The organism is Micromonospora sp. NPDC048839 (assembly GCF_040649915.1).
GTDB lineage: Bacteria > Actinomycetota > Actinomycetes > Mycobacteriales > Micromonosporaceae > Micromonospora.
Map to the genome: position 1 here is coordinate 43,562 of NZ_JBEZGL010000028.1, position 20,743 is coordinate 64,304.

Sequence of the window (20,743 nt, forward strand, 5' to 3'; positions counted from 1 at the left end):
GGTGTGGACCGACCCTCTGGTCGGCGTCGCATCGGCAGACCGCTCCAGGCGTCACACCGAAGCCATCCATCGAACGGGGCGAGGAGGCGGGATGGTCCGACACATGAGGCGGTTGGCCACCGTGGCGGTGGGCGCGCTGGCGACGGCGCTGCTGTCGCTCGGCACCGCCGGCGCGGCCTCGGCGGCGCCGAACCCGGCACCAGCCGGGGTGGACATCACCGGTGTGGGGCTCGACGCGCCGCTGCGGTTGCGCGCGGACACGCAGCCCGCCCACGTCGGCGCGGTCATCGACCAGGTCAACTTCCTCGGGCAGACCGGCAGGCCGACCGGTCCGAAGCCGGCCGACCTCGGTCCGAAGTACACGGTCGTGGTGTTCGCGGGCGAGACGGCGCAGCAGACGTACGACCTCTATCCCAAGGCGGTCGGCGGCCCGCGGGTCTACCGACCGGCCAAGCAGCCGGACGCGCGCAAGATCAGTGCTGGCTGGTTCCTGGGTCGGCTCAGCATGTCCGAGACCCTGCGCACCGCCGGTGTGCCGCTGGAGCGGCAGTTCGACACGGTCAGTGGCGGCGCGGGCGGTGGCGAGCGGGTGCTCCCGGAGGACACGCTCGACCCGGCGAAGGACCTCGACGACGCGCTCGGCGATCTGCAGCGCCTGCTGCTGCTCAACGTCGGAGTGATGCTGACGATCACGGTCGGCCTCGCCGGGATCGCCCTGCTGATCCGCCGTCGTACCCGTTAGCTCCGGGCCGCCGTCGCCGAGGCGCCGGAGGCTCAGCACCAGCGGCGCGGTGGCCGCTCCCGGCGGGTGGCGCGGCGGCGCGGCCGGACCGGACCGTGCCGATGTGCCCCGGCCCAGCCGGCAAGGTCGCTGAGGCAACCAGCGGGGACGTCCGCGTCGGGCTCGCTCCGGGCGGGCGCCTCGGCGGAGCGCTGACGCGGGAGCGTGGACTCGTCGTCGGCCCACGGCTCGACCGGGTGCGACGGCGCGCCGGCGGCCGGCCGACGGTGCTTGCCACTCACCTGCGGATCGTGGTGACCCGGCCGGCAGGGCTCGCCCTGGGCGCAGCCGTGCTCGGCCTCCCCGTGCGCCATTCCCGGTCTCCTCACGCTCGCCTCACCCGCGGGTACTCCCCCGACGTGCCCCTGTCACCGTACTGGCCGGGACCGACGGGCCGCGCGCAGCGTACCCGGGGTCGGCACCGGCCAGCTCACGCAGACGACGACGAGCGCGGAACCTGGTCGCGCAGTTCACAGCTTCTTTTCGTGCCGTTCACGCGGAGGCCGCAACCCGGTCGGGGCGGCGCTCAGCGGACGCGGTGCGCCTCCAGATCCGCCCGGCGCAGGAGCGCGCGCAACGCCACGCCGTGACCGGCGAGCGCTTCGGCCCCACCCTCGGCGCGGTCGATGACGCAGAGGGCGTGGTCCACCCGGGCACCCAGTTCGCGGAGTTGGCCGGTGGAGATGACCACCTGTCCGCCGGAGGTGACGACGTCCTCGACCACCAGCACCTGCCGCCCGGCCAGGTCCGCCCCCTCGGCCAGCCGGGCCGTCCCGTACGGCTTGGCGCTCTTGCGGACGAACGCGCAGGGCAGCCCGGTGTGCCGGCCGAGCGCGGTCACCACCGGGATCCCGCCCATCTCCAACCCGGCCAGGACCTCGGTGCCCGTCGGGACCAGGTGCGCGAGGTGGGCGGCCACCCGGTCCAGCAGGCGGGGATCTGCCTCGAAGCGGTACTTGTCGAAGTACTCGTCGGCGGTCCGCCCGGAGCGGAGCACGAACGTGCCGGTCAGTCGGCAGGTCGCGTCGATCTCGCGGGCCAGGGCGGCCAGGTTCTCCCGATCAGTCATGTTGATCATTCTCGCGCTGTCGGGCACTGCCGCGCGTACCCCTTTCGGCGCATGTCGGTGCCGTCGAGCTCCTTCTCCGGGCGGTGTCGAAGCGTCGGCGGCTGTGGTGGGATCGTGGGCATGCGACCGCCACCGTGGCTCGGCTCCGGCACCCTCGGCCGCGACCTCGCGCTCGCCGCCGCGTCGCTGGCCGGCGGCCTGGTCCTCTACGCCCTGGGCTGGCAGCCGCAGGTCCGCCCGAACACGGGCGTGCCGTCCGAGCTGTTCCTGCCGCCGCTGCTGGTGATGTGCGCCGCCGTGGGCATGCGTCGGGTGGCCCCACGCGCCAGCCTGGCCGTGGGCACCGGGGCGCTGGTGGTGGACACCGCGCTCGGCAACTCGCTGGGCACGATCCTGGTCTACACGCAGGTGCTCTACGACGCCTGCGTGTACGGCCCGCCCCGGCTGTGGCGTTGGCTGCTGCGGGTGACCATCGGACTCAGCCTGTTCGGTGCCGTCGTCGGCGTGGTCTCCCTCGACAACTGGCGCGGGGTCACCATCGGGGTGCTGGTGGTGCTCGCCGGGCTGCTGCCGGTCCTGACCGGAATCAGCGTGCGTCAGTACCGCGACCAGGCCGCCGCCGAGCGGGCGCGGGCCGAGCAGACGGCCCGGCTGGCCGAGTTGGACCGCCAGCAGGCGGTCAGCGCCGAACGGGCCCGGATGGCCCGGGAGCTGCACGACGTCGTCGCCAACCACCTCAGCGCGGTCGCCATCCACGCCACCGCCGTGCTGTCCGTACCCGGCCTGGACCGCGGTCAGATCTCCTCGGCGTTGCGGGTGATCCGGGAGAGCAGCGTGCAGGGCCTGGCGGAGATGCGTCAGATGATCGAGTTGCTGCGCGAGCCAGCGGCCGGTCACGGGCCGGCTCCGGCGGGCGACGGCCCGGCGCTGCCGGAGATGGTCACCGCGCGGCTCGCCGAGGCGGACGGGTTGGTCGAGCGGATCCAGGCCGCCGGCCTCGCGGTGCGGGTGCGCACCGACGGCACCCCCGGCCCGCTGCCGGTGGGGGTGGACCTCGCCGCGTACCGGATCGTGCAGGAGTCGCTGACCAACGCGCTCAAGCACGGCACGGGTGAGGCGGAGCTGACCATCGCGTACCGGCCGGCGGAGGTGGTGGTGACGGTGGAGAATCCGGTGCGTACGCCCGGCGCCGGGTTGCCGGGCGCCGGAGCCGGGCTGATCGGGATGCGGGAGCGGGCCACGCTGCTGGCCGGGCGGTTCACCGCCGGGCCACAGGACGGGCGCTGGCAGGTCCGGGCCGCGCTGCCCACCGGGGAGGGCGGGTGACCGAGCCGGCGAACGGCACGATCGTGCGGGTGGTGCTCGCCGACGACCAGCCGGCGGTACGCGCCGGCCTGGCCCTGATCCTGGGCGCCGCCCCCGGCCTGACGGTGGTCGGCGAGGCGGCCGACGGCGACGAGGCGGTCCGGCTGTGCCGGGAGTTGCGCCCGGACGTGGCCGTGCTGGACGTCCGCATGCCCCGCCGGGACGGGATCTCCGCGACCCGGGCGATCGTCACCGAGTTGCTCGCCGACGTGCTGGTGCTCACCACCTTCGACCTCGACGAGTACGTCTTCGGCGCGCTGCGTGCCGGCGCGGCCGGGTTCCTGCTCAAGGACACCGACGCCGAGGGCCTGGTGGCCGCGGTGCGGACGGTGGCGAGTGGCGACGGATTCATCGCCCCTGCGGTGACCCGTCGGTTGATCGCCGCCTTCGCGGCCACCGCACCGGGCGCGTCGGCGGACACCCGGGCCGCGCTGGGCACCCTCACCCCGCGGGAACGCGACGTGTTGGCCTGCCTCGGCCTGGGCCTGTCCAACCAGCAGATCGCCGACCGGCTGGTGCTGGCGGAGAGCACCACCAAGACGCACGTGAGCCGGATCCTGGCGAAACTGGGGCTGCGCAGCCGGGTACAGGCCGCGATCCTGGCCCAGGAGCTGGGGTTGCCCGCTCCCCCGCAACCGTGACGCTTCCGGCGACCCGCTGACCGGTGCCGACGTGGATGGCCTGCTCACGACGTGTCAGGCTAGGGCGGTGAGTACGCCCGGGGGTGGAGAGCTGGCGGCCACGCTGCGCCGGATCGAGCGTTCGGCGGGGGCGTTGGCCACCTCCAGCGTGGCCCGGATGGACGAGACCCTGCCGTGGTTCCGGGCGCTTCCGGCCGACCAGCGCTCCTGGGTGATGCTGGTGGCCCAGGCGGGCGCCCGGTCGCTGGTGCAGTGGTTGAGTGAGGGTGGCGGCACGGCGGACAGCACCCAGGAGGTCTCGGACGAGGTCTTCGCCGCCGCCCCGCAGGCGCTGGCCCGGTCGATCACCCTCCAGCAGACCGTCGCGTTGATCAAGGTGACCATCGACGTGGTCGAGGAGCAGGTGTCGCACCTGGCCGCCGAGGGTGAGGAGCAGCAGCTACGCGAAGCGGTGCTGCGCTTCTCCCGGGAGATCGCGTTCGCCGCCGCCCGGGTGTACGCACGGGCGGCCGAGTCGCGCGGCGCGTGGGACGCCCGGTTGCAGGCCCTGCTCGTCGACGCGCTGTTGCGCGGTGACTCACCCGATGTGCTGGCCAGTCGGGCCGCCGCGCTCGGCTGGGCGGACGCGCCGCCGGTGGCGGTGGCGGTCGGTCGCTCCCCCGGTGGGGAGGTCTCCGCGGTGCTGCACGTGGTCTATCGGCAGGCCCGCCGGATCGGGGTGGAGGTGATCGGCGGGGTGCACGGCGACCGGTTGGTCATCGTGTTGGGCGGGGCGGCGGACCCGTTGACCGCCACCGCCAAGCTGCTCGGCGCGTTCGGTGACGGGCCGGTGGTGGTCGGTCCGGCCGTACCGAGTCTGGACGAGGCGACCGAGTCGGCGCGGGCCGCGTTGTCCGGTTTCCGGGCCGCGCCGGCCTGGCCCGGTGCTCCCCGTCCGGTGCCGGCCGCGGATCTGCTGCCGGAGCGGGCGCTGGCCGGCGACGCGGAGGCTCGTCGGCGGCTCCGTCACGATGTGTACGCGACGCTGGTGCGCGCCGGCGGCGAGTTGCTGGCGACGCTCGACGCCTTCCTGGCTGCCGGTGGCACGCTGGAGAGCGCCGCCCGCGCGTTGTTCGTCCATCCGAACACGGTGCGTTACCGGCTGCGGCGGATCGCCGAGGTGACCGGCTTCTCGCCGCTGTCGCCTCGGGACGCGTTCGCGCTTCAGGTCGCGCTGACCGTGGGGCGGTTGGATCCGGTCGTCCCGCTCTCCTCGACCGTACCGACCCAGACAATGACCCCGGCAAATCGGAAAACGGCACAAAACGAGGATGATCCTCGCCGATTTTTGTAGGAAACCTCCAAAGGTTCTAGTGCGGTTTGGTCGAAGGCGGCACAGCGTTACCCGCGCGAATCCGGGAGAGTCTTAGGCGTGCTCGCCGTACTTAGTCCCGGCCAGGGTTCTCAGAAACCCGGCTTCCTGACCCCCTGGCTCGACCTGACCGGCACCGAGGCGCGCCTGCGCGAGTGGTCGGCGCTGGCCGGGGTCGACCTGGTGCACCTGGGCACCGCCGCCGACGCGGACGAGATCATGGACACCGCCCGCACCCAGCCGCTGCTGGTCGCCGCGGCGTTGCTCGCGGCCGAACACCTGCCCCTGGACGGCGTCGGACTCACCGCCGGGCACAGCGTCGGCGAGTTGGGTGCCGCCGCCGTCGCCGGCGTGCTGACCCCGGAAGCCGCGATCACCCTCGCCGGCGTACGCGGCCGGGAGATGGCCGCCGCCTGCGCGCTGGAGCCGACCGGAATGGCCGCGATGCTGGGCGGCGACCCGGACGAGGTGCTCACCGCCATCACGACGCACGGGCTGTACCCGGCCAACCGCAACGGCGCCGGGCAGACCGTCGCCGCGGGCGCGGTGGACGGGCTCGACAAGCTCGCCGCCGAGCCGCCCGCCCGGACGCGGGTCATCCGACTCAAGGTGGCCGGCGCGTTCCACACCCCGTACATGGCCCCGGCCGAGACCGCGCTCGCCGCCGTCGCCGCCGAGATCACCCCCGCCGACCCGGCCCGGATCCTGCTGTCGAACCTCGACGGCACCGCCGTCGACAACGGCCCCGAGCTGGTGCGGCGCCTGGTCCGCCAGGTCACCGCGCCGGTGCGCTGGGATCTGTGCATGCGTACGCTGGCCGACCTCGGGGTCACCGGCGTGATCGAACTACCACCGGCCGGCACTCTCGCCGGACTGGTCAAGCGAGACCTCAAGGGCGAGGGCGCGCCGGAGATCGTCACCCTGAACACCCCGGACGACCTGCCGGCCGCACGGGACCTGATCGCCCGCATCGGAGGTCGTTCATGACTGGCAGTCGCATCGTCTCGATGGGGCACTACCAGCCGTCCCGGGTGGTGACCAACGACGACATCGCCCAGCTCGTCGACACCAACGACGAGTGGATCCGCGACCGCGTCGGCATCGTCAGCCGGCGGATCGCCGACACCGAGACGGTGGCCGACATGGCCGCTGCCGCCGCCGGCAAGGCGCTGGCCAACTCGGGTCTGAGCGCCGCCGACATCGACCTGGTCGTGGTCGCCACCTGCACGTCGATCGACCGCAGCCCCAACGTGGCCTGCCGGGTCGCCGCCAAGCTGGGCATCACCGCCCCGGGCGCGTACGACCTGAACACCGCCTGCTCGGGCTTCGCGTACGCGCTGGGCACCGTCGACCACGCCATCCGGGCCGGCGCGTCGCGCAACGCGATCGTCATCGGGGCGGAGAAGCTGTCCGACTTCACCGACTGGACCGACCGCTCCACCTGCATCATCTTCGCCGACGGCGCCGGTGCGGCGGTGGTCACGGCCACCGCCGACGACGAGCCGTCCGGGATCGGGCCGGTGGTCTGGGGTTCGGTGCCGGAGAAGAGCGACGCGGTCCGCATCGAGGGCTGGCGCCCGTACGTCCAGCAGGAGGGGCAGGCGGTGTTCCGCTGGGCCACCACCGAGCTGGCGCCGCTCGCCCTGCAGGCCTGCGAGCGGGCCGGGGTCGACCCGTCGGAGCTGGCGGCGTTCGTGCCGCACCAGGCCAACTCCCGGATCATCGACGGCATCGCCAAGCGGCTCAACATCCCCAACGCGATCATCGCGAAGGACATCGTCGAGTCCGGCAACACCTCCGCCGCGAGCGTGCCGCTGGCCCTGTCCAAGCTGGTCGAGCGCCGGGAGGTGCCCTCGGGCGCACCGGTGCTGCTGTTCGGCTTCGGCGGCGGCCTGACCTACGCCGGTCAGGTCGTCCGCTGCCCCTGAAGACCCCCTTCGGCGCGTACGCGTCGAGGAGTGGCGGTCGGCGACGCCGTCCGTCGGACAACCCCGATGAAAGGAACCAACCGCAATGACCCGTGACGAGATCACCACCGGCCTCGCCGAGATCCTCGAAGAGGTTGCCGGAGTGAACCCGGACGACGTGGCCGAGGGGAAGTCCTTCACCGACGACCTCGACGTCGACTCGCTCTCCATGGTCGAGGTCGTGGTGGCCGCCGAGGAGAAGTTCGGCGTCAAGATCCCGGACAACGAGGTGCAGAACCTCAAGACCGTCGGTGACGCCGTCAGCTACATCGCGGCGCAGTCCTGATCATGAGTCGTCCTGACGTCGTCGTCACCGGGCTCGGCGCGACGACCCCGCTCGGCGGGGACGTCGCGTCGACCTGGGACGCCATGCTCGCCGGCCGCTCCGGGGTGAGTGCCCTCACCCAGGAGTGGGCCGCGCAACTGCCGGTCCGGATCGCCGCCCAGTTGGCCGTGGAACCGTCCGAGGTGCTGGACCGGGTCCGCCTGCGCCGACTGGACCGTTCCGAGGCGATCGCGATCATCGCGGCGCAGCAGGCCTGGGCGGACGCCGGCCTCGCCGGCTCCGACCTCGACGGGGAGCGGCTGGCCGTCAGCGTCGGCTCCGGCATCGGCGGTGCCACCACCCTGCTCGCGCAGGACGACATCCTCGAAGCGTCCGGGCCACGGCGGGTCTCCCCGCACACGATCCCGATGCTGATGCCGAACGGTCCGGCCGCCTGGGTCGGGTTGGAGTTGGGCGCCAAGGCCGGGGTGCACTCGATGGCCAGCGCCTGCGCCACCGGCGCCGAGGCGATCGCGCTCGGCCTGGACATCATCCGCTCCGGCCGGGCCGACGTGGTGGTGGCCGGCGGCACCGAGGCGGTCATCCACCCGCTGCCGATCGCCGGTTTCAGCTCGATGCGGGCCATGTCCACCCGCAACGACGACCCGGAGCGCGCCTCCCGCCCGTGGGACCGGGGCCGCGACGGCTTCGTCCTCGGCGAGGGTGCCGGCATCCTGGTGCTGGAGCGGGCCGAGCACGCCGCGGCCCGGGGCGCCCGGGTGTACGCGCGCCTCGCCGGCGCCGGCATCACGTCCGACGCGTACGACATCGTGCAGCCGCACGCCGAGGGTGAGGGCGCCATCCGGGCCATCGCCAAGGCGATCGCGGACGCGGACGTGGCCAAGCGGGACATCGTGCACGTCAACGCGCACGCCACCTCGACGCCGGTCGGTGACATGCTGGAGATCGGCGGGCTGCACAAGGCCCTCGGCGACCACCCGGTGCTGTCCGCGACGAAGTCGATGACCGGTCACCTGCTCGGTGCGGCCGGCGCGCTGGAGTCGATCGCCACCATCCTGGCGATCCGCGACAGTGTCGTCCCTCCGACGATCAACCTCGACGACCCGGAGCCCGGTCTCACGCTGGATGTCGCGGCGCACAAGGCCCGCCACATGGAGATCCCGGCCGCGTTGAACAACGCGTTCGGCTTCGGCGGCCACAACGTGGCGCTCGTCTTCGCCCGTCCCTGAGACGCTGCGCGCAGGGCCTCTCCTCGTCGAGGAGGGGCCCTGCGTCGTTCAGCCGCGGTTGCGGGGGTGCTGTTTCGCGGTGCGCTCGTTGCCGTGGCGGTAGTTGCCGGTCCACCGGGCCATCACCAGCTGCGGGTCGTCGTCGACCTCGGCGAGGAACTCCGCGGCCCGAGCGCCGCGCAGCGTGCCGGCGACCCGTCCGTGGTGGGTGATCACCACAGTCCCGTCCGCCCGTTGCGTGTGCCGGAATCCCGCTGCCTCTCCCATGCGGTGAGGTTGTCAGACCGAGCGGAGCGGCGGCGACCCGATTTCCGTCGCGCGGGCACACGATCCCTGTTGACGTCGAGAGACCGCAGGGCTTAGATGGGCCGACTGTAGATCAATTGACGGGGACCACCACCATGCGCACTCGTACCCGCGTCGCCGTGTCGGCGGCGCTCGCCCTCGGTCTGCTGGCCGGTTGCGGGGACGACGCCGCCGCTCCCGCCCGGCCCGCGGCCGGCGGCCCGGCCCCGCAGGTCACGGGCGAGCCCTGGTACGACGAGGTGGCCCCGGCGTCGCCCAGCGGCACCGCCGGCGGCACGGGTTCCCCCTGCCCGGTACCTGTGTCGTTTCCGCTGGCCGAAGGGTGGACGGCGAAGGCGATCGAGCCGCCCGAGGGTGAGCTGGCCGAACTGGTCGGCGAGGCGCTCACCAAGCGCGGCGGCACCACCGTGCGCTGCGAGGTGGACGGCCGGGCGGCCGGTGGCGGGTTCCTGCGGATCTGGGCGGCGGACGCACCGACGGTCACCCCGCGCGCCGCGCTGGAGAGTTACGCCACCGGAGGCGGCGAGAAGGTTGCCGGCCAACAGTTCCGCGACCTGCGCGCCGGCAGCTTCGACGCCACCGAGATGACCTGGATCGCCACCAACCCGCTGGCCGAGGAGGAGTCGCGGAACTGGGCGCTGGCCGTCCAGTCGGCGGGGCAGACACTGGTCTTCGAGGTCAGCGAGGGGCTGATCGCCGAACGGACCGACGTGCTGCCGGCGTACCGGCTCGCGGTGCGAGGGCTCGCGAAGAGCGAGTGAGGTGCGCGCCCCACCCGGTCCGCGCCGGCCGGTCAGGTGTGACAGGTCGTGGCGGGCAGTCCGGGGACGGTGACCGGGGACCGGCCGCCCGGCCGGGCCTTGCCGGCCAGCACGGCGGCCAGCCCGGTCATGGACGCCCGGCTGGAGGAGTAGGTGGCCAGCAGCGTCGGTGACGTCGCCCCGCTCAGCACGTACGGGGTGTCCATGGCGACCGTGACCGCCGCGTCGGCGCGCAGGTCCTTGGCGCCGTCGCCGTAGCCCACCAGGTGCACGATCGTGCCGCCGCTGGGCTTGACCTGCACCCCGGCGGCGGTCAGCGCGGCGGTGAGCGCGGCCCGGGTGCCGTCCCGACCGCCGGAGGAGGTGACGGTGACCGGCCCGCGTACCGGGGCGCCGCAGGTGCCGCGCAGCACGGTGACGGCGGCGGCGGCCAGCGCGTCGGCCGCGGCGCGGTGAGCCGGGGCGTTGAGCGTGGACATCTGCGCGGCCGGGGTCTCCGCGAGCCGGAACTTCATGGTCAGCACCCGGGTGACCGCCTCGACCAGCCGGGTCCGGGGCAGCGACCCTCCGCGCAGAGCGGCGAGCAGCCCGTCGTACGCCTGACCGACGTTCGGGGTCATCAGGATGAGGTCGTTGCCGGCGTTCAGCGCCCGGACCGCCGCCTCGCCGGGAGCCCAGCGCTTCGCGGGCGGCATGTTCATCCCGTCGGTGATCACCACGCCCTTGAAGCCGAGCTGACCGCGCAACACGTCGGTGAGCAGCTTGTGGGAGAAGGTCGCCGGGGTCCCCGGGTCGATCGCGCGCGCGTCCAGGTGCCCGGACATCACCGCCATCGCCCCGGCGTCGATGCCGGCGGTGAACGGCGGCCAGGCGCCGCTCTGCAACGCCGCGGCCGACTGGGTGAGCACCGGCAGATCCTGGTGCGAGTCGTCGGCGCTGTGGCCGTGCCCGGGGAAGTGCTTCAGGGTGGCCGCGACACCTTCCGCCTGGAGGCCGCGGACGGCGCCGCCCACCTGCGCCGCGGCCTGCTTCGGGTCGGCGCCGAACGATCGGGAGCCGATCACGGTGCTGCGGGTGGCCAGCACGTCGGCCACCGGGGCGAAGTCGACGTTGATCCCCATCGCCGCCAGCTCGGCGCCGGCGGCCCGCCACGCGGCCTCGGTCAGCTTCGGGTCGCCGGCCGCGCCCGCCGCGAGGGCGCTGGGCAGCACGGTGACCCCGTCGGTCACCCGGGTGACGACGCCGTACTCCTGGTCGGTGCCGACCAGGAGTGGCGCGGGGCCGGCGGCGAGCCGACCGGCGGCGGCACGCAGCCCGCTGGTGAGTTCGTGCACCTGCTTCGGGTTGTCGACGTTCGTGGTCTCCTGGTTGCCCTTGGTGGGGTCGTCGGCGCTGAAGCCGACCAGGATCAGGCCGCCCAGCCGGTACTTGGTGATCATGTCGGCGGGGGTGTCGACCCCGGCGAGGGCCTGGTTGCCGGCGGCCGAGCCGGCGGAGACCTTCGTCGCCGAGTCGCCGTAGGCGTACGGCATCAGCACCTGGCCGACAAGATCTTCGTCGGACAGCGTGGCGACAAGCGCCGCGGCACGGGCGGCGGGGTCGCTGGCCGGCGTCGGTGCGGGGACGCTCGGGGCGGCGGACGCGCCGGCCGGGCTGGCCGTCGGCGTGGGGCGCTCGGCGGCACCCGAGCAGCCGGAGACGAGCAGGGCGGTCAGGGTGGCGACTGCGACGGTGGCGCGCCAGGGGCGATTCGACACGCCGCCCATCCCACCAGCTTCTCCCTTATCGGGGCAACTTGACCTTACCGGTCGCAGCCGGCCCGACGCGTACGGCCAGCGGACGGGCGACCGGGTCAGCCAACGCGGGTGAGCAAGGTCACCGGGGCGCCGTCGCCGGCGTACCGGTAGGGCTCCAGGTCGGCGTCCCACGCGGTGCCGAGCGCCTTGTCCAGGGCGTGGGCCAGCGCCTCGGGCGCCCGGGAGGCGACCATCAGGGCGCGTAGCCGGTCCTCGCCGAGCTGGATGTCGCCCGCGACACCGACGGTGGCCCGGAACAGACCCCGTGCCGGCACGTACATGAACCGCTCGCCGTCGACACCGGGACTCGGCTCCTCGGTGACCTCGAAACGGATCATGGGCCACTGCCGGAGGGCAACAGCCAGCTCGGCGCCCGTCCCCGGACGACCGGTCCACCCGCACTCGGCCCGGCGTGCGCCGGGGTCGACGGGCTGAGCCGTCCACTGCAGGTTGACCGGCGCGGCTAGGACGCGCGCGATCGCCCACTCGACGTGTGAGCACACGGCGAGCGGGGTCGAGTGGACGTATACGACGCCACGCGTTGGCACGGTGACCTCCCGGGAGAGCGAGGTGCGTCTTCCCCTACGACCTCGTCCACCCAGGTGGCTGCTGCAACACATGATGACTCCTGTGACGCGTGGTACGCCAGAGAATCGGAAAAAACGCCGGCTGGAATAGCCGGACGGGTGGCTGCGGTTACCCCTCAGGACACCGCGACGACCAGCATGATGTCGTGGTCCTGTACAGTTCCACCGGCGGCTTATGCCGCGTTACACCTTCGCGAGCCGAGTGCAGTGCGGCCCGCACACAGCCCCCGGACGTCCAGTCCTCCCGTACGTCTTGCAAGGAGTACCTCCGTGGCGAGCAACACCTCTAAGACCGCGCGCGCGTCCGTCCGGGCCGGCCAGGCTGGCCAGGGTGGCGCCCTCAGCGTGCTGGGCGAGTTCAAGTACCTCATCCCGCTCAACGGCGGCAAGCACGCCTACGTGCGGAACCTGACCAACGGCAAGACCGCGCACCTGCGCACGGACTCCGACGCCTTCGTCGAGGAGATCCGCGTGCTGGCCGCCGCCGGCCACGCCGCCAAGATCCGGGCCGAGATCAACAACCTGGCAGTCACCCACCCGGGTGACGGCTGGGAGGCCACCGAGAAGCGCCTGGTCGCGGCCGGCGTCTTCGAGGGCTGAGCCCTCCCCCACCGCATCATCGAAACCGCCCGTCGGGAGTTCCCGGCGGGCGGTTTCGCGTGTCCGGGGCGAGATCCACTCGACTTCCTGAAAACCGGGGCGTCCCGGCGGGCCGGACACCCCGAATTCACGAAACCCGAGTCGATCAAGCGTTCGGCGCGCTGGGGTCGGTCGAGCGGAGGCGGCGTCGGTCGAGCGGCGGCCGGTGGGCTCAGCCCGGGTCGAGCGGCGGCCCGGTGGGCTCAGGCCGGGTCGAGCAGGGCGACCTCGCCGGTGGCCAGGTCGTAGAGGCCGCCGACCACGGCCACCCGGCCGGCGGCGACCGGTCCGGCCAGCAGGTCGTCCTCGCGCAGGGTGCGCACCGTCCGGCGGACGTGCCGGCGGATCGCGAGCGGCAGCACCGCCGGGTCGTCGATCCCCGCCCCGGTCACCGCCGGGGCGATCTCGTCCACCAGGTACGCCAGCGAGCCACCGGGGCGCTCCCCGGCGCGCACCGCCGCCACCGTGGCCTCCACCGCGCCGCACCGCTCGTGCCCGAGGACCAGCACCAGCGGTACGCCGAGCTGACCGACCACGTACTCGATCGACCCGCACACCGCCCGGTCGAGGACGTGCCCACCGGTACGGATCACGCAGATCGCGCCGAAGGTCTGGTCGAAGATCGCCTCCAGCGGCACCCGCGAGTCGATGCAGCCGAGCACCACGGCGTACGGCTGCTGGTCGCCGGAGGCGGCGGCCGCGGCGGCCGTGACGTCGTGCCCGTGGATCGGCTGCCCGCTGACGAACCGCCGGTTACCGGCGAGCAGGTCGGCCAGCGCGGCGCGAGGAGTGCCGCCGGCCTGCCGCCGCTGCCCCGACGCCTCGCCCATGGGCGCTCCCGACGACCCCATGCCGTCCAGCTTGGCCCTCCGGCGGCCACCACGGGCGGGGTCGGGGAATGTCAGCCGCGGCGCGATTGGCGTGGTGTCCTGGCGGGTAGCCGGATATTGGAGGGACTGGTGGGTGGTGCCGGGCGACCCTGGGGAGGTGACGATGCCGGAGCGCTTCGAGGTCGGTATGCCCGACGGTGTACGGCTCAACGTCGAGGCGACGGGGCCGTCGGACGCCCAGGTCACCGCCGTCCTGTTGCACGGCTGGACGTTGGACGGGCGCGCCTGGCACCGGCAGGTCGACGCGCTCACCGCGGCGTCGGTCGGCGGATCGGTGCGGGTGGTCACCTACGACGCGCGGGGCCACGGCCGGTCCAGCTGCATGGCGTTGCCCTCGGCCACCCTGGCCCAACTCGGCGACGACCTGGCGGCGGTGCTCGACACGGTGGCGCCGAGCGGCCCGGTGGTGCTGGTCGGGCACTCGATGGGCGGCATGACGATCATGGAGTACGCCCACCGCCACCCCGCGCACTTCGCCGCCCGTACCGCCGGTCTGGTCTTCGTGTCCACCACCGCCGAGGGGCACACCCACACCGCCTACGGGCTCTCGCCACGGATCGCCCGACTGATCCGGCTGGCCGAGACGACAGGCGCCGGCGTGCTGGCCCGGTGCGGCTCGTGGCGAGCGCCCCGGGCGCTGCTGAACGCGCTGCAACCGAGCATCAGGTGGATGCTGTTCGGGGACCGCTGCGAGCCGGCCGATATCCGGTTGGTGACGTCGGCGGTGGCTCGTGCCTCGCTGCGCTCGATCGGCGGGTTCCGTGCCTCCATCGGCACCCAGCACCGACTGGACACCCTCGGCGCGTTGGCGCATCTGCCGGCCGCCGCCCTGGTCGGCGACCGGGACCGGCTGACCCCGCCGCCCTGCGCCGAGTCGATCGCGGCGGCCCTCCCGGCCACCGAGCTGACCGTCTGCCCGGGCGCCGGACACATGTTGATGATGGAGCGCCCGGACGAGGTCAACGCCGCGCTCACCGGCGTCCTGCGTCGGGTGCTCGGCGGGCCGACGGCCCGGATCGCCGGCGCGACCGCCGCCGGGACGGGTGTCTGAGCGCGTTCCCGCACCTCGGGCGCGGCGGGCACGGCCCGGGGCCGTACCCTTCTGCGGTTGGCTTGCGCGGTTTCCGCCGCCTGCCGGCGACCTTCGAAGGAGCGTGCGTTGACCGACCAGACCGGCCTGGAGCAGGAGATCGCCGTCGAGCAACGACACCTCGACCGGGTGTACGCCCGACTGGCCGAACTGCGGCGCTCGGCGGTCCGCGCCGAGCGTGACGGCTACCGGATCGCCCGGGTGGGCACGTTCGGCGCGTTGGTCGAGCGCGACGCGATGGTCTTCCACGCGGCGCAGCGGCGGCACGTCCTGGACGCCGAGTACGAGGGGTTGGTCTTCGGCCGGCTGGACCTGCGGGACCGGCAGGTGCTGCACGTGGGGCGGCTCGGGATCCGGGACGAGGACGCCAGCACGCTCGTCGTCGACTGGCGGGCACCCGCCGCAGCCGCCTTCTACCAGGCCACGCCGGCGCAGCCACTGGACGTGGTGCGTCGCCGCACGATCCAGTCCCGTGCCGAGCGGGTCACCCGGATCGAGGACGACCTGCTGGACCCGACCGCCGCCCCGGAGGGAATGACTGTCGTCGGCGACGGCGCCCTGCTGGCTACCCTGTCCAAGGCGACCGGCCGGGGCATGCGCGACATCGTGGCGACAATCCAACGGGAGCAGGACGAGGCGATCCGTTCGCCCGGCTCCGGGGTGACGATCGTCGCGGGCGGGCCGGGCACCGGCAAGACCGCGGTCGCCCTGCACCGGGCGGCGTTCCTGCTCTATTCCGAGCGCAGCCGCTACGCCGGGGGCGGGATCCTGGTGGTCGGCCCGTCGGGGGTCTTCGTCGAGTACATCGCCTCGGTGCTGCCCTCGCTCGGTGAGGACACCGCCACCCTGCACTCGCTGGGCACTCTCTTTCCGGGGATGACCGCCACCCGCACCGACCCGCCCGAGGTGGCGGCGGTGAAGGGCTCGCTGCGGATGCGCCGGGTGCTGGAGCGCGCGGTCCGGGACGCGGTGCCGGGCGGCCCGGGTGAGCTGCGGCTGCTCTACCGGGGCACGCTGCTGCGACTGGTTCGGGCCGAGCTGGACCGGATCCGGGACCGCGCGCTGCACCGTGGCGCCCGCCGCAACGAGGTGCGCCGGGCCGGCTTCGACGGGGTGTTCGCCGCGCTCTGGGCGCAGGCCCGCGAGGTGGGCGTTCGCCTGCCGGACCAGCGGACCTTCGAGGCGGAGATCGCCGACCGCGCCGAGTTCCGCGAGTTCCTCAAGGCGTGGTGGCCCCGGCTGCACCCGCGGCACGTGCTCGGCTGGCTGGCCCGGCCGGAGCGGCTGCGCCGGTACGCGGGCGGGATCCTCTCCTCCGCGGAGATCCGGCTGCTCAGCGCCGCGTACCGGAGCCTGGAGTCCGACGGGTTGACCATCGCCGACATCGCGCTGCTCGACGAGTTGGACGCCCTGCTCGGCAAGCCGGCGCAGCCGGCCAAGGCCCGCCGCGACCCGTTCCAGCTCGCTGGCGGCGTACGCGAGTTGACCACCGCGAGCGAGCGGCAGCGGGCGGCTCGGGCGGCGGCCCGGGAGCGTCCGGAGGACTACCGGGACTACGCGCACGTGGTGGTGGACGAGGCACAGGACGTGTCGCCGATGCAGTGGCGGATGGTCGGCCGGCGCGGCAGCCTGGCGTCCTGGACGGTGGTGGGTGACCCCGCGCAGACCGCGTGGACCGGCGACCCGGAGGAGCTGACCCGGGCCCGGGACCAGGCGCTGGGCCGGCGTAAGCGGCACGATTTCACGCTCACCACCAACTACCGCAACTCCGCGGAGATCTTCGCGGTGGCGGCGGCGGAGATCCGCCGGCTCTACCCCGACCTGCCGCTGCCGACCGCCGTGCGCTCCACCGGGGTCGATCCGGTCGAGCTGGTGGTGCCCGCGAGCGGGTTGGAGACCGCCGTCGTGAAGGCGGCCGCCGGGCTGCTGGCCGAGGTTGAGGGCACGGTCGGGGTGATCACGCCGGTCCCCCGCCGCGACGAGGTCGCCGGTTGGCTCGCCGCGCTCGACGCGCCGCGCCTACAGGTGGTGACCAGCCTGGAGGCCAAGGGCATGGAGTACGACGGGGTCGTGCTCGTCGCCCCGAGCGAGATCCGGGCGGATCCGGGTGCGGGCGTACGCACCCTGTACGTGGCACTCTCGCGGGCCACGCAGCGGCTCACCACGATTGATCCAACCGGCTGATCCGGCGCGCCTCGCGTGGCGGACCAGCGGTCCGCGCCACAGTTGCATACATAGCGATGTGAGCATACATTTGACCGGGCCCCAACCGGCGGCGGAAGGTGGATCTCGTGGGCGCAGGTCATGACCACCACCATGGGTCGGTCGCCAATGCCGCACACCAGCACAGGGGCCGGCTCTGGGCGGCGTTCGGGCTGCTCGCCACCCTGATGGTGGTCGAGGCGGTGGCCGCCCTGCACACCGGCTCACTCGCCCTACTCTCCGACGCCGGGCACATGTTCACCGACGTGCTCGGCATCGGGATGGCGCTCGCCGCGATCACCGCCACCCGGCGGGCCACCACCGACCCCCAGCGCACCTTCGGGCTCTACCGACTCGAGGTCCTCGCCGCACTGGCCAACGCCGTTCTGCTCTCCGGCGTCGCGATCTACGTGTTGATCACCGCGATCCGCCGCTTCGGCGACCCGCACGAGGTCGTCGCCGGCCCGATGCTCGTGGTGGCCGTGCTCGGCCTGCTCGCCAACATCGCCGCCTTCGCCCTGCTCCGCGCCGGAGCCCGGGAGAGCATCAACATCCAGGGCGCCTACCTGGAGGTGCTCGGCGACCTGCTGGGCTCACTCGGCGTGATCGGCGCGGCGCTCCTCATCTCCGTCACCGACTGGTGGTGGGCCGACCCGCTGGTCGCCGTCGCCATCGGCGTGTTCATCCTGCCGCGCACCTGGCGGCTGGCACGGGCCGCCGTCCGCATCCTGGTGCAGGCCGCCCCGAAGCACCTCCAGGTGACCGCCGTGCACGACCGGCTGGCCGCGGTCCCCGGGGTGGTCGAGGTGCACGACCTGCACGTCTGGACGCTCACCTCCGGCATGGACGTGGCCTCCGCGCACCTGACCATGGCACCGGGCGCGGAGGTCGGCGCGGTGCTCACCGCAGCGCGTACGGCCCTGCACGACGACTTCCAGATCGAACACGCGACGCTGCAGATCGAGCCCGGCGCCGCCTCCGGAGCCTGCGGCTCGATCGAGTGGTGACACTTTTCTCGTGACGACGTACGCACCGTCCGTCACATCGGCTGCAGCCGCCCCACCCGCACCGGTAGGCTCGGTCCCGGCCTCCACCAGGCGGCGCCCTCCAGGCGCCGGTGGCGGCCGCCGCCTAATCGCCCAACCGGGCGAACCGGGGAACCACGTTCCTGGGGTGTATCCGCGTCAGCGGTAGGGATCTTCCGTCCCGAACCCGTCAGCTAACCCGGTCGGCGGCTGACGGAAGGACATGCGCAGTGGCACCAGCACGACCACCCGCCGCCCGACTGGCGGCCCTGATCGTCGCGATGTTCGCCCTCGGCGTCGCGATCCCGGCCGGCACCGCCTCGGCCGCTCCCCCGACCGGCCTGCGGGCCGCCGCCGCACCCGACTCCGACGAGGAGGGCGGCACCCCCGCGCTCCGCGCCCAACTCGAGGCCGCCAGCAAGGGCTACCTGGACGCGAAACGCGCTCTGGACACCTCCGTCAAGCGGCAGCAGCAGCTCGCCACCCAGCTGAAGGAGATCGAGGTCGAGCTTGCCCAGCGCGACGGCAAGGTCGGTCAGATCGCCGGCGTGGCGTACCGCACCGGCCGGCTCGGCGCGGTGTCGGCGCTGCTCAACAGCAGCAGCCCGGAGGGCTTCATGGACCGGGCCGCCGCCCTGGAGGCGGTGGCCGCCAACGAGGACCGGGTGCTGCGCGATCTGCTCGCCACCAAGGACCAGGCCAACCGCACCCGGACCGCCCTGAACGGCGAGATCACCGAACAGCGCAAGCAGGTCACGGTGATGGCCAAGCGCAAGGACCAGGCCGAACGCGCCCTGACCGTGGCCAACACCCCCAAGCCGCAGACCACCGCCGACAGCGGCTCCAACCGGGGCACCTCCAGCGCCAACGCGAAGGCGGCACCCCGCAACTCCGACGGCTCCTGGCCATCCGAGTCGTGCAGCGTCAACGACCCCACCCCTGCCAACGGCTGCATCACACCGCGCACCCTGCACGCGCTCAACCAGGCCAAGGCCGCCGGCTTCACCAGGTACGTCTCCTGCCACCGCCCCAGCGGGTCCGGTGAACACCCGAAGGGCCGGGCCTGCGACTTCGCCGCCCAGGCGAGCGGATTCGGCGGCAACGCCACCGGCGGCGACAAGACGTACGGCAACAACCTGGCCGCGTACTTCATCCGCAACGCCGACCGGCTCGCCGTGCTGTACGTGATCTGGTACCGGCAGATCTGGCTGCCCAGCAGCGGGTGGAAGTCGTACAGCGGCGCGAGCGGCACCCCCTCCACCGACCACACCAACCACGTGCACCTGTCGGTCTACTGACCCACCCGACGGCTCCCCCGGTCCCGGTCCGGGGTGATCCACTCGCGGTCGCCGACTCCGGGGTGCCCGGACGACGGGATGCCCCGGAGTCGGCGATGTCGTGTTGATCAGGATCGTGTCGCCGGGCGGGGGTACGTCGCCGGGCGTACCCCGGATGTCGTCGGTGGTCGGACGACCTGGCGCGGGTCGGCGGGCAGCATCGCGGTATGCGTCGGATCCCACCCACCGCCCGCAAGGGGCTTCTCACCCTGCACCTGGTTACCTCGCTCGGCTGGCTCGGCGCCGACCTGGTGCTCCTCACCCTCGGCATCGCCGTGCAGCGCGGCGCCGACCCGGCGGTGGTCTACCCGGTCACGGCGCTGGTCGGCACGGTGCTGTTCGCGCCGCTGAGCGTCCTGGTCTGGCTGATCGGGGTCGCCAGCGCGCTCCTCACCCCGTGGGGGCTGTGGCGCCATCGCTGGGTGCTGGCCAAGCTCGTGCTCACCACGGTGCTGGTCGGGCTGGTGTTGTTCCTGCTCACGCCGAATCTCCGGCACGCCGGCGCGGTGGGCGCCGCCCTCCCCGCCCGCGACCGCGTCGACCTGGTCATCGCGCCGGCGGTGTCGACCACCTTGATGATCATCGCGACGGTGCTGTCCACGTACAAGCCGTGGGGCCGACGTCCCGCCGCCCGACCCGCCCTGGCGCGGCACGGCCGCAACCCGTGACCGCGCCGCGGCGACCGCGTTGCCACAATCGCGCTGCCACGACCGCGCTGCCGCAATCGCGTTGCCGCAATCGCGCTGCCACGACCGCGCTGCCACGACCGCGCTGCCACGACCGCGCTAAAACCAGGATGTAGTGGCCTCCCGACGCCCGCAGGCCACTACATCCTGGATCGAGCACGATCATGAGGCGGGGCGGCGGGGCGTGGACGGGTCAGGCCGGGAGCGACGGGGTCGCCGGGGCGACGGGGTCGCCGGGGTGGTGGAGCGTCGGCGGGTCAGGCTGGGGGTGGTGGGTCACCGGCGCGGTCGAGGGCCGGGCCGAGGCGGGCGGCGAGGGCGAGGTGAGCGGCCCGCGCCTGGCGGAACGCGTACCGGAACAGCGGCGTCGGCGCGGTCAGGGTGATCTCGACGTCGATCCGGACCAGACCATCCGGCTCGGCGCGCAGTCGAGTGTGGTTGCGCACCGTGGTGGCGGGCCACTGGCGGGCCACCATGACGATCTCGTCGTGCTCGCTGATCAGCACGTCCGCGTGGTAGGTGGTCCGGAAGCGCAGTGGGCCGGCCACCAGCCTGTCGTTGATCGTGTAGCTGGCCTGGGCGCCGGGTCGGGGCGGCAGTTGGCGGACCTGGACGATCAGCGGATGCAGCTCGCCCTGTCGGGTCAGGTCACTGAGCATCGCCGCCGCGTCGGCCGGCGTGCACCGGGCCTGGACGGTGTAGCTGAAGGTATCGCTGCTGAGCACTCGTCTCCCA

Annotated in this window: 21 protein-coding genes, 1 pseudogene and 1 riboswitch; of the genes and pseudogenes, 15 read left to right on the forward strand and 7 right to left on the reverse strand. The window is 73.4% G+C overall.

Annotation, left to right across the window (positions count from 1 at the left end; genetic code table 11):
* Positions 1 to 91: 91 nt before the first annotated feature.
* Positions 92 to 742: a hypothetical protein gene (locus AB0C25_RS33705; RefSeq protein ID WP_357378780.1), complete on the forward strand. Its 651-nt coding sequence runs from the start codon at positions 92 to 94 to the stop codon at positions 740 to 742.
* Between the two features lie 32 nt (positions 743 to 774).
* Here the strand turns inward: AB0C25_RS33705 and AB0C25_RS33710 are convergent, their stop codons facing one another.
* A complete protein-coding gene (locus tag AB0C25_RS33710; protein WP_357378781.1) occupies positions 775 to 1,095 on the reverse strand; it encodes a hypothetical protein in 321 nt (106 codons plus the stop codon).
* A gap of 212 nt (positions 1,096 to 1,307) precedes the next feature.
* Entirely contained in the window at positions 1,308 to 1,850 is a 543-nt protein-coding gene (locus AB0C25_RS33715) for a phosphoribosyltransferase family protein (protein WP_357378782.1), read from the reverse strand.
* Between the two features lie 120 nt (positions 1,851 to 1,970).
* Here AB0C25_RS33715 and AB0C25_RS33720 point away from each other — a divergent pair, with 120 nt between their 5' ends.
* The 7 genes and pseudogenes from AB0C25_RS33720 to fabF all read left to right on the forward strand — a co-directional run bounded on the left by AB0C25_RS33720 (position 1,971) and on the right by fabF (position 8,689).
* A complete protein-coding gene (locus AB0C25_RS33720) occupies positions 1,971 to 3,176 on the forward strand; it encodes a histidine kinase (protein ID WP_357378834.1) in 1,206 nt (401 codons plus the stop codon).
* Positions 3,173 to 3,856, forward strand: a complete 684-nt coding sequence (locus AB0C25_RS33725) for a response regulator transcription factor (protein WP_357378784.1) — start codon at positions 3,173 to 3,175, stop codon at positions 3,854 to 3,856. The genes AB0C25_RS33720 and AB0C25_RS33725 overlap by 4 nt, the downstream gene beginning before the upstream one ends.
* Positions 3,857 to 3,887: 31 nt before the next feature.
* A complete protein-coding gene (locus AB0C25_RS33730) occupies positions 3,888 to 5,189 on the forward strand; it encodes a helix-turn-helix domain-containing protein (RefSeq protein ID WP_357378786.1) in 1,302 nt (433 codons plus the stop codon).
* Positions 5,190 to 5,267: 78 nt separating this feature from the next.
* Positions 5,268 to 6,176 (forward strand): annotated as a pseudogene (locus tag AB0C25_RS33735) (ACP S-malonyltransferase); the annotation flags it as partial.
* 14 nt (positions 6,177 to 6,190) lie between these two features.
* Entirely contained in the window at positions 6,191 to 7,135 is a 945-nt protein-coding gene (locus tag AB0C25_RS33740; protein WP_357244847.1) for a beta-ketoacyl-ACP synthase III, read from the forward strand.
* A gap of 85 nt (positions 7,136 to 7,220) precedes the next feature.
* Positions 7,221 to 7,460 (forward strand): acyl carrier protein, encoded by a 240-nt coding sequence (locus AB0C25_RS33745; RefSeq protein ID WP_030330276.1) that lies wholly within the window; start codon positions 7,221 to 7,223, stop codon positions 7,458 to 7,460.
* A 2-nt stretch (positions 7,461 to 7,462) separates the two neighbouring features.
* Positions 7,463 to 8,689 (forward strand): beta-ketoacyl-ACP synthase II, encoded by a 1,227-nt coding sequence (gene fabF, locus AB0C25_RS33750; protein ID WP_357378788.1) that lies wholly within the window; start codon positions 7,463 to 7,465, stop codon positions 8,687 to 8,689.
* Positions 8,690 to 8,737: 48 nt separating this feature from the next.
* On the opposite strand, the gene AB0C25_RS33755 is transcribed toward fabF, so the two are convergent.
* Positions 8,738 to 8,956: a hypothetical protein gene (locus AB0C25_RS33755; protein ID WP_357244843.1), complete on the reverse strand. Its 219-nt coding sequence runs from the start codon at positions 8,954 to 8,956 to the stop codon at positions 8,738 to 8,740.
* A 134-nt stretch (positions 8,957 to 9,090) separates the two neighbouring features.
* Here AB0C25_RS33755 and AB0C25_RS33760 point away from each other — a divergent pair, with 134 nt between their 5' ends.
* Positions 9,091 to 9,756 (forward strand): lipoprotein, encoded by a 666-nt coding sequence (locus AB0C25_RS33760; RefSeq protein WP_357378790.1) that lies wholly within the window; start codon positions 9,091 to 9,093, stop codon positions 9,754 to 9,756.
* 32 nt (positions 9,757 to 9,788) lie between these two features.
* Here AB0C25_RS33760 and AB0C25_RS33765 read toward each other — a convergent pair whose 3' ends face one another.
* Both AB0C25_RS33765 and AB0C25_RS33770 read right to left on the reverse strand, forming a co-directional pair.
* Positions 9,789 to 11,522, reverse strand: coding sequence for a glycoside hydrolase family 3 N-terminal domain-containing protein (locus tag AB0C25_RS33765; protein ID WP_357378792.1), 1,734 nt, complete (start codon positions 11,520 to 11,522; stop codon positions 9,789 to 9,791).
* A gap of 86 nt (positions 11,523 to 11,608) precedes the next feature.
* Positions 11,609 to 12,100 carry a DUF3145 domain-containing protein gene (locus AB0C25_RS33770; RefSeq protein ID WP_357244838.1) on the reverse strand — a complete coding sequence of 164 codons (492 nt, stop codon included), beginning with the start codon at positions 12,098 to 12,100 and terminating at the stop codon, positions 11,609 to 11,611.
* Between the two features lie 309 nt (positions 12,101 to 12,409).
* On the opposite strand from AB0C25_RS33770, the gene AB0C25_RS33775 reads away from it, so the two are divergent.
* On the forward strand, positions 12,410 to 12,739 hold the full coding sequence (locus AB0C25_RS33775) for a hypothetical protein (RefSeq protein WP_238687209.1): 330 nt from the start codon (positions 12,410 to 12,412) through the stop codon (positions 12,737 to 12,739).
* A 242-nt stretch (positions 12,740 to 12,981) separates the two neighbouring features.
* Here the strand turns inward: AB0C25_RS33775 and AB0C25_RS33780 are convergent, their stop codons facing one another.
* The gene (locus tag AB0C25_RS33780) at positions 12,982 to 13,608 is read right to left on the reverse strand and encodes a carbonic anhydrase (protein WP_357378794.1); all 627 of its coding nucleotides are present in this window, start codon (positions 13,606 to 13,608) and stop codon (positions 12,982 to 12,984) included.
* Between the two features lie 163 nt (positions 13,609 to 13,771).
* On the opposite strand from AB0C25_RS33780, the gene AB0C25_RS33785 reads away from it, so the two are divergent.
* The 5 genes from AB0C25_RS33785 to AB0C25_RS33805 all read left to right on the forward strand — a co-directional run bounded on the left by AB0C25_RS33785 (position 13,772) and on the right by AB0C25_RS33805 (position 19,990).
* Complete coding sequence (locus AB0C25_RS33785; protein WP_357378836.1) at positions 13,772 to 14,719, forward strand: alpha/beta hydrolase; 948 nt, start codon at positions 13,772 to 13,774, stop codon at positions 14,717 to 14,719.
* Positions 14,720 to 14,827: 108 nt separating this feature from the next.
* A complete protein-coding gene (locus AB0C25_RS33790) occupies positions 14,828 to 16,942 on the forward strand; it encodes an AAA family ATPase (RefSeq protein WP_357378796.1) in 2,115 nt (704 codons plus the stop codon).
* 107 nt (positions 16,943 to 17,049) lie between these two features.
* Positions 17,050 to 17,967: a cation diffusion facilitator family transporter gene (locus AB0C25_RS33795; RefSeq protein ID WP_357378798.1), complete on the forward strand. Its 918-nt coding sequence runs from the start codon at positions 17,050 to 17,052 to the stop codon at positions 17,965 to 17,967.
* 111 nt (positions 17,968 to 18,078) lie between these two features.
* Positions 18,079 to 18,210, forward strand: a riboswitch (cyclic di-AMP (ydaO/yuaA leader).
* Between the two features lie 56 nt (positions 18,211 to 18,266).
* Complete coding sequence (locus AB0C25_RS33800; protein WP_357378838.1) at positions 18,267 to 19,283, forward strand: hypothetical protein; 1,017 nt, start codon at positions 18,267 to 18,269, stop codon at positions 19,281 to 19,283.
* A 206-nt stretch (positions 19,284 to 19,489) separates the two neighbouring features.
* Entirely contained in the window at positions 19,490 to 19,990 is a 501-nt protein-coding gene (locus tag AB0C25_RS33805; RefSeq protein ID WP_357378800.1) for a hypothetical protein, read from the forward strand.
* 275 nt (positions 19,991 to 20,265) lie between these two features.
* Here AB0C25_RS33805 and AB0C25_RS33810 read toward each other — a convergent pair whose 3' ends face one another.
* Positions 20,266 to 20,733 (reverse strand): SRPBCC family protein, encoded by a 468-nt coding sequence (locus tag AB0C25_RS33810; RefSeq protein ID WP_357378802.1) that lies wholly within the window; start codon positions 20,731 to 20,733, stop codon positions 20,266 to 20,268.
* Positions 20,734 to 20,743 lie beyond the last annotated feature (10 nt).

Coding starts and splice junctions, on each gene's coding strand:
- AB0C25_RS33755 (WP_357244843.1), bottom strand. CDS start 8,956: ATGGGAGAGGCAGCGGGATTCCGGCACACGCAACGGGCGGACGGGACT.
- AB0C25_RS33785 (WP_357378836.1), top strand. CDS start 13,772: ATGCCGGAGCGCTTCGAGGTCGGTATGCCCGACGGTGTACGGCTCAAC.
- AB0C25_RS33800 (WP_357378838.1), top strand. CDS start 18,267: ATGTTCGCCCTCGGCGTCGCGATCCCGGCCGGCACCGCCTCGGCCGCT.
- AB0C25_RS33760 (WP_357378790.1), top strand. CDS start 9,091: ATGCGCACTCGTACCCGCGTCGCCGTGTCGGCGGCGCTCGCCCTCGGT.
- fabF (WP_357378788.1), top strand. CDS start 7,463: ATGAGTCGTCCTGACGTCGTCGTCACCGGGCTCGGCGCGACGACCCCG.
- AB0C25_RS33765 (WP_357378792.1), bottom strand. CDS start 11,522: ATGGGCGGCGTGTCGAATCGCCCCTGGCGCGCCACCGTCGCAGTCGCC.
- AB0C25_RS33780 (WP_357378794.1), bottom strand. CDS start 13,608: ATGGGCGAGGCGTCGGGGCAGCGGCGGCAGGCCGGCGGCACTCCTCGC.
- AB0C25_RS33745 (WP_030330276.1), top strand. CDS start 7,221: ATGACCCGTGACGAGATCACCACCGGCCTCGCCGAGATCCTCGAAGAG.
- AB0C25_RS33715 (WP_357378782.1), bottom strand. CDS start 1,850: ATGACTGATCGGGAGAACCTGGCCGCCCTGGCCCGCGAGATCGACGCG.
- AB0C25_RS33720 (WP_357378834.1), top strand. CDS start 1,971: ATGCGACCGCCACCGTGGCTCGGCTCCGGCACCCTCGGCCGCGACCTC.
- AB0C25_RS33710 (WP_357378781.1), bottom strand. CDS start 1,095: ATGGCGCACGGGGAGGCCGAGCACGGCTGCGCCCAGGGCGAGCCCTGC.
- AB0C25_RS33740 (WP_357244847.1), top strand. CDS start 6,191: ATGACTGGCAGTCGCATCGTCTCGATGGGGCACTACCAGCCGTCCCGG.
- AB0C25_RS33705 (WP_357378780.1), top strand. CDS start 92: ATGGTCCGACACATGAGGCGGTTGGCCACCGTGGCGGTGGGCGCGCTG.
- AB0C25_RS33805 (WP_357378800.1), top strand. CDS start 19,490: ATGCGTCGGATCCCACCCACCGCCCGCAAGGGGCTTCTCACCCTGCAC.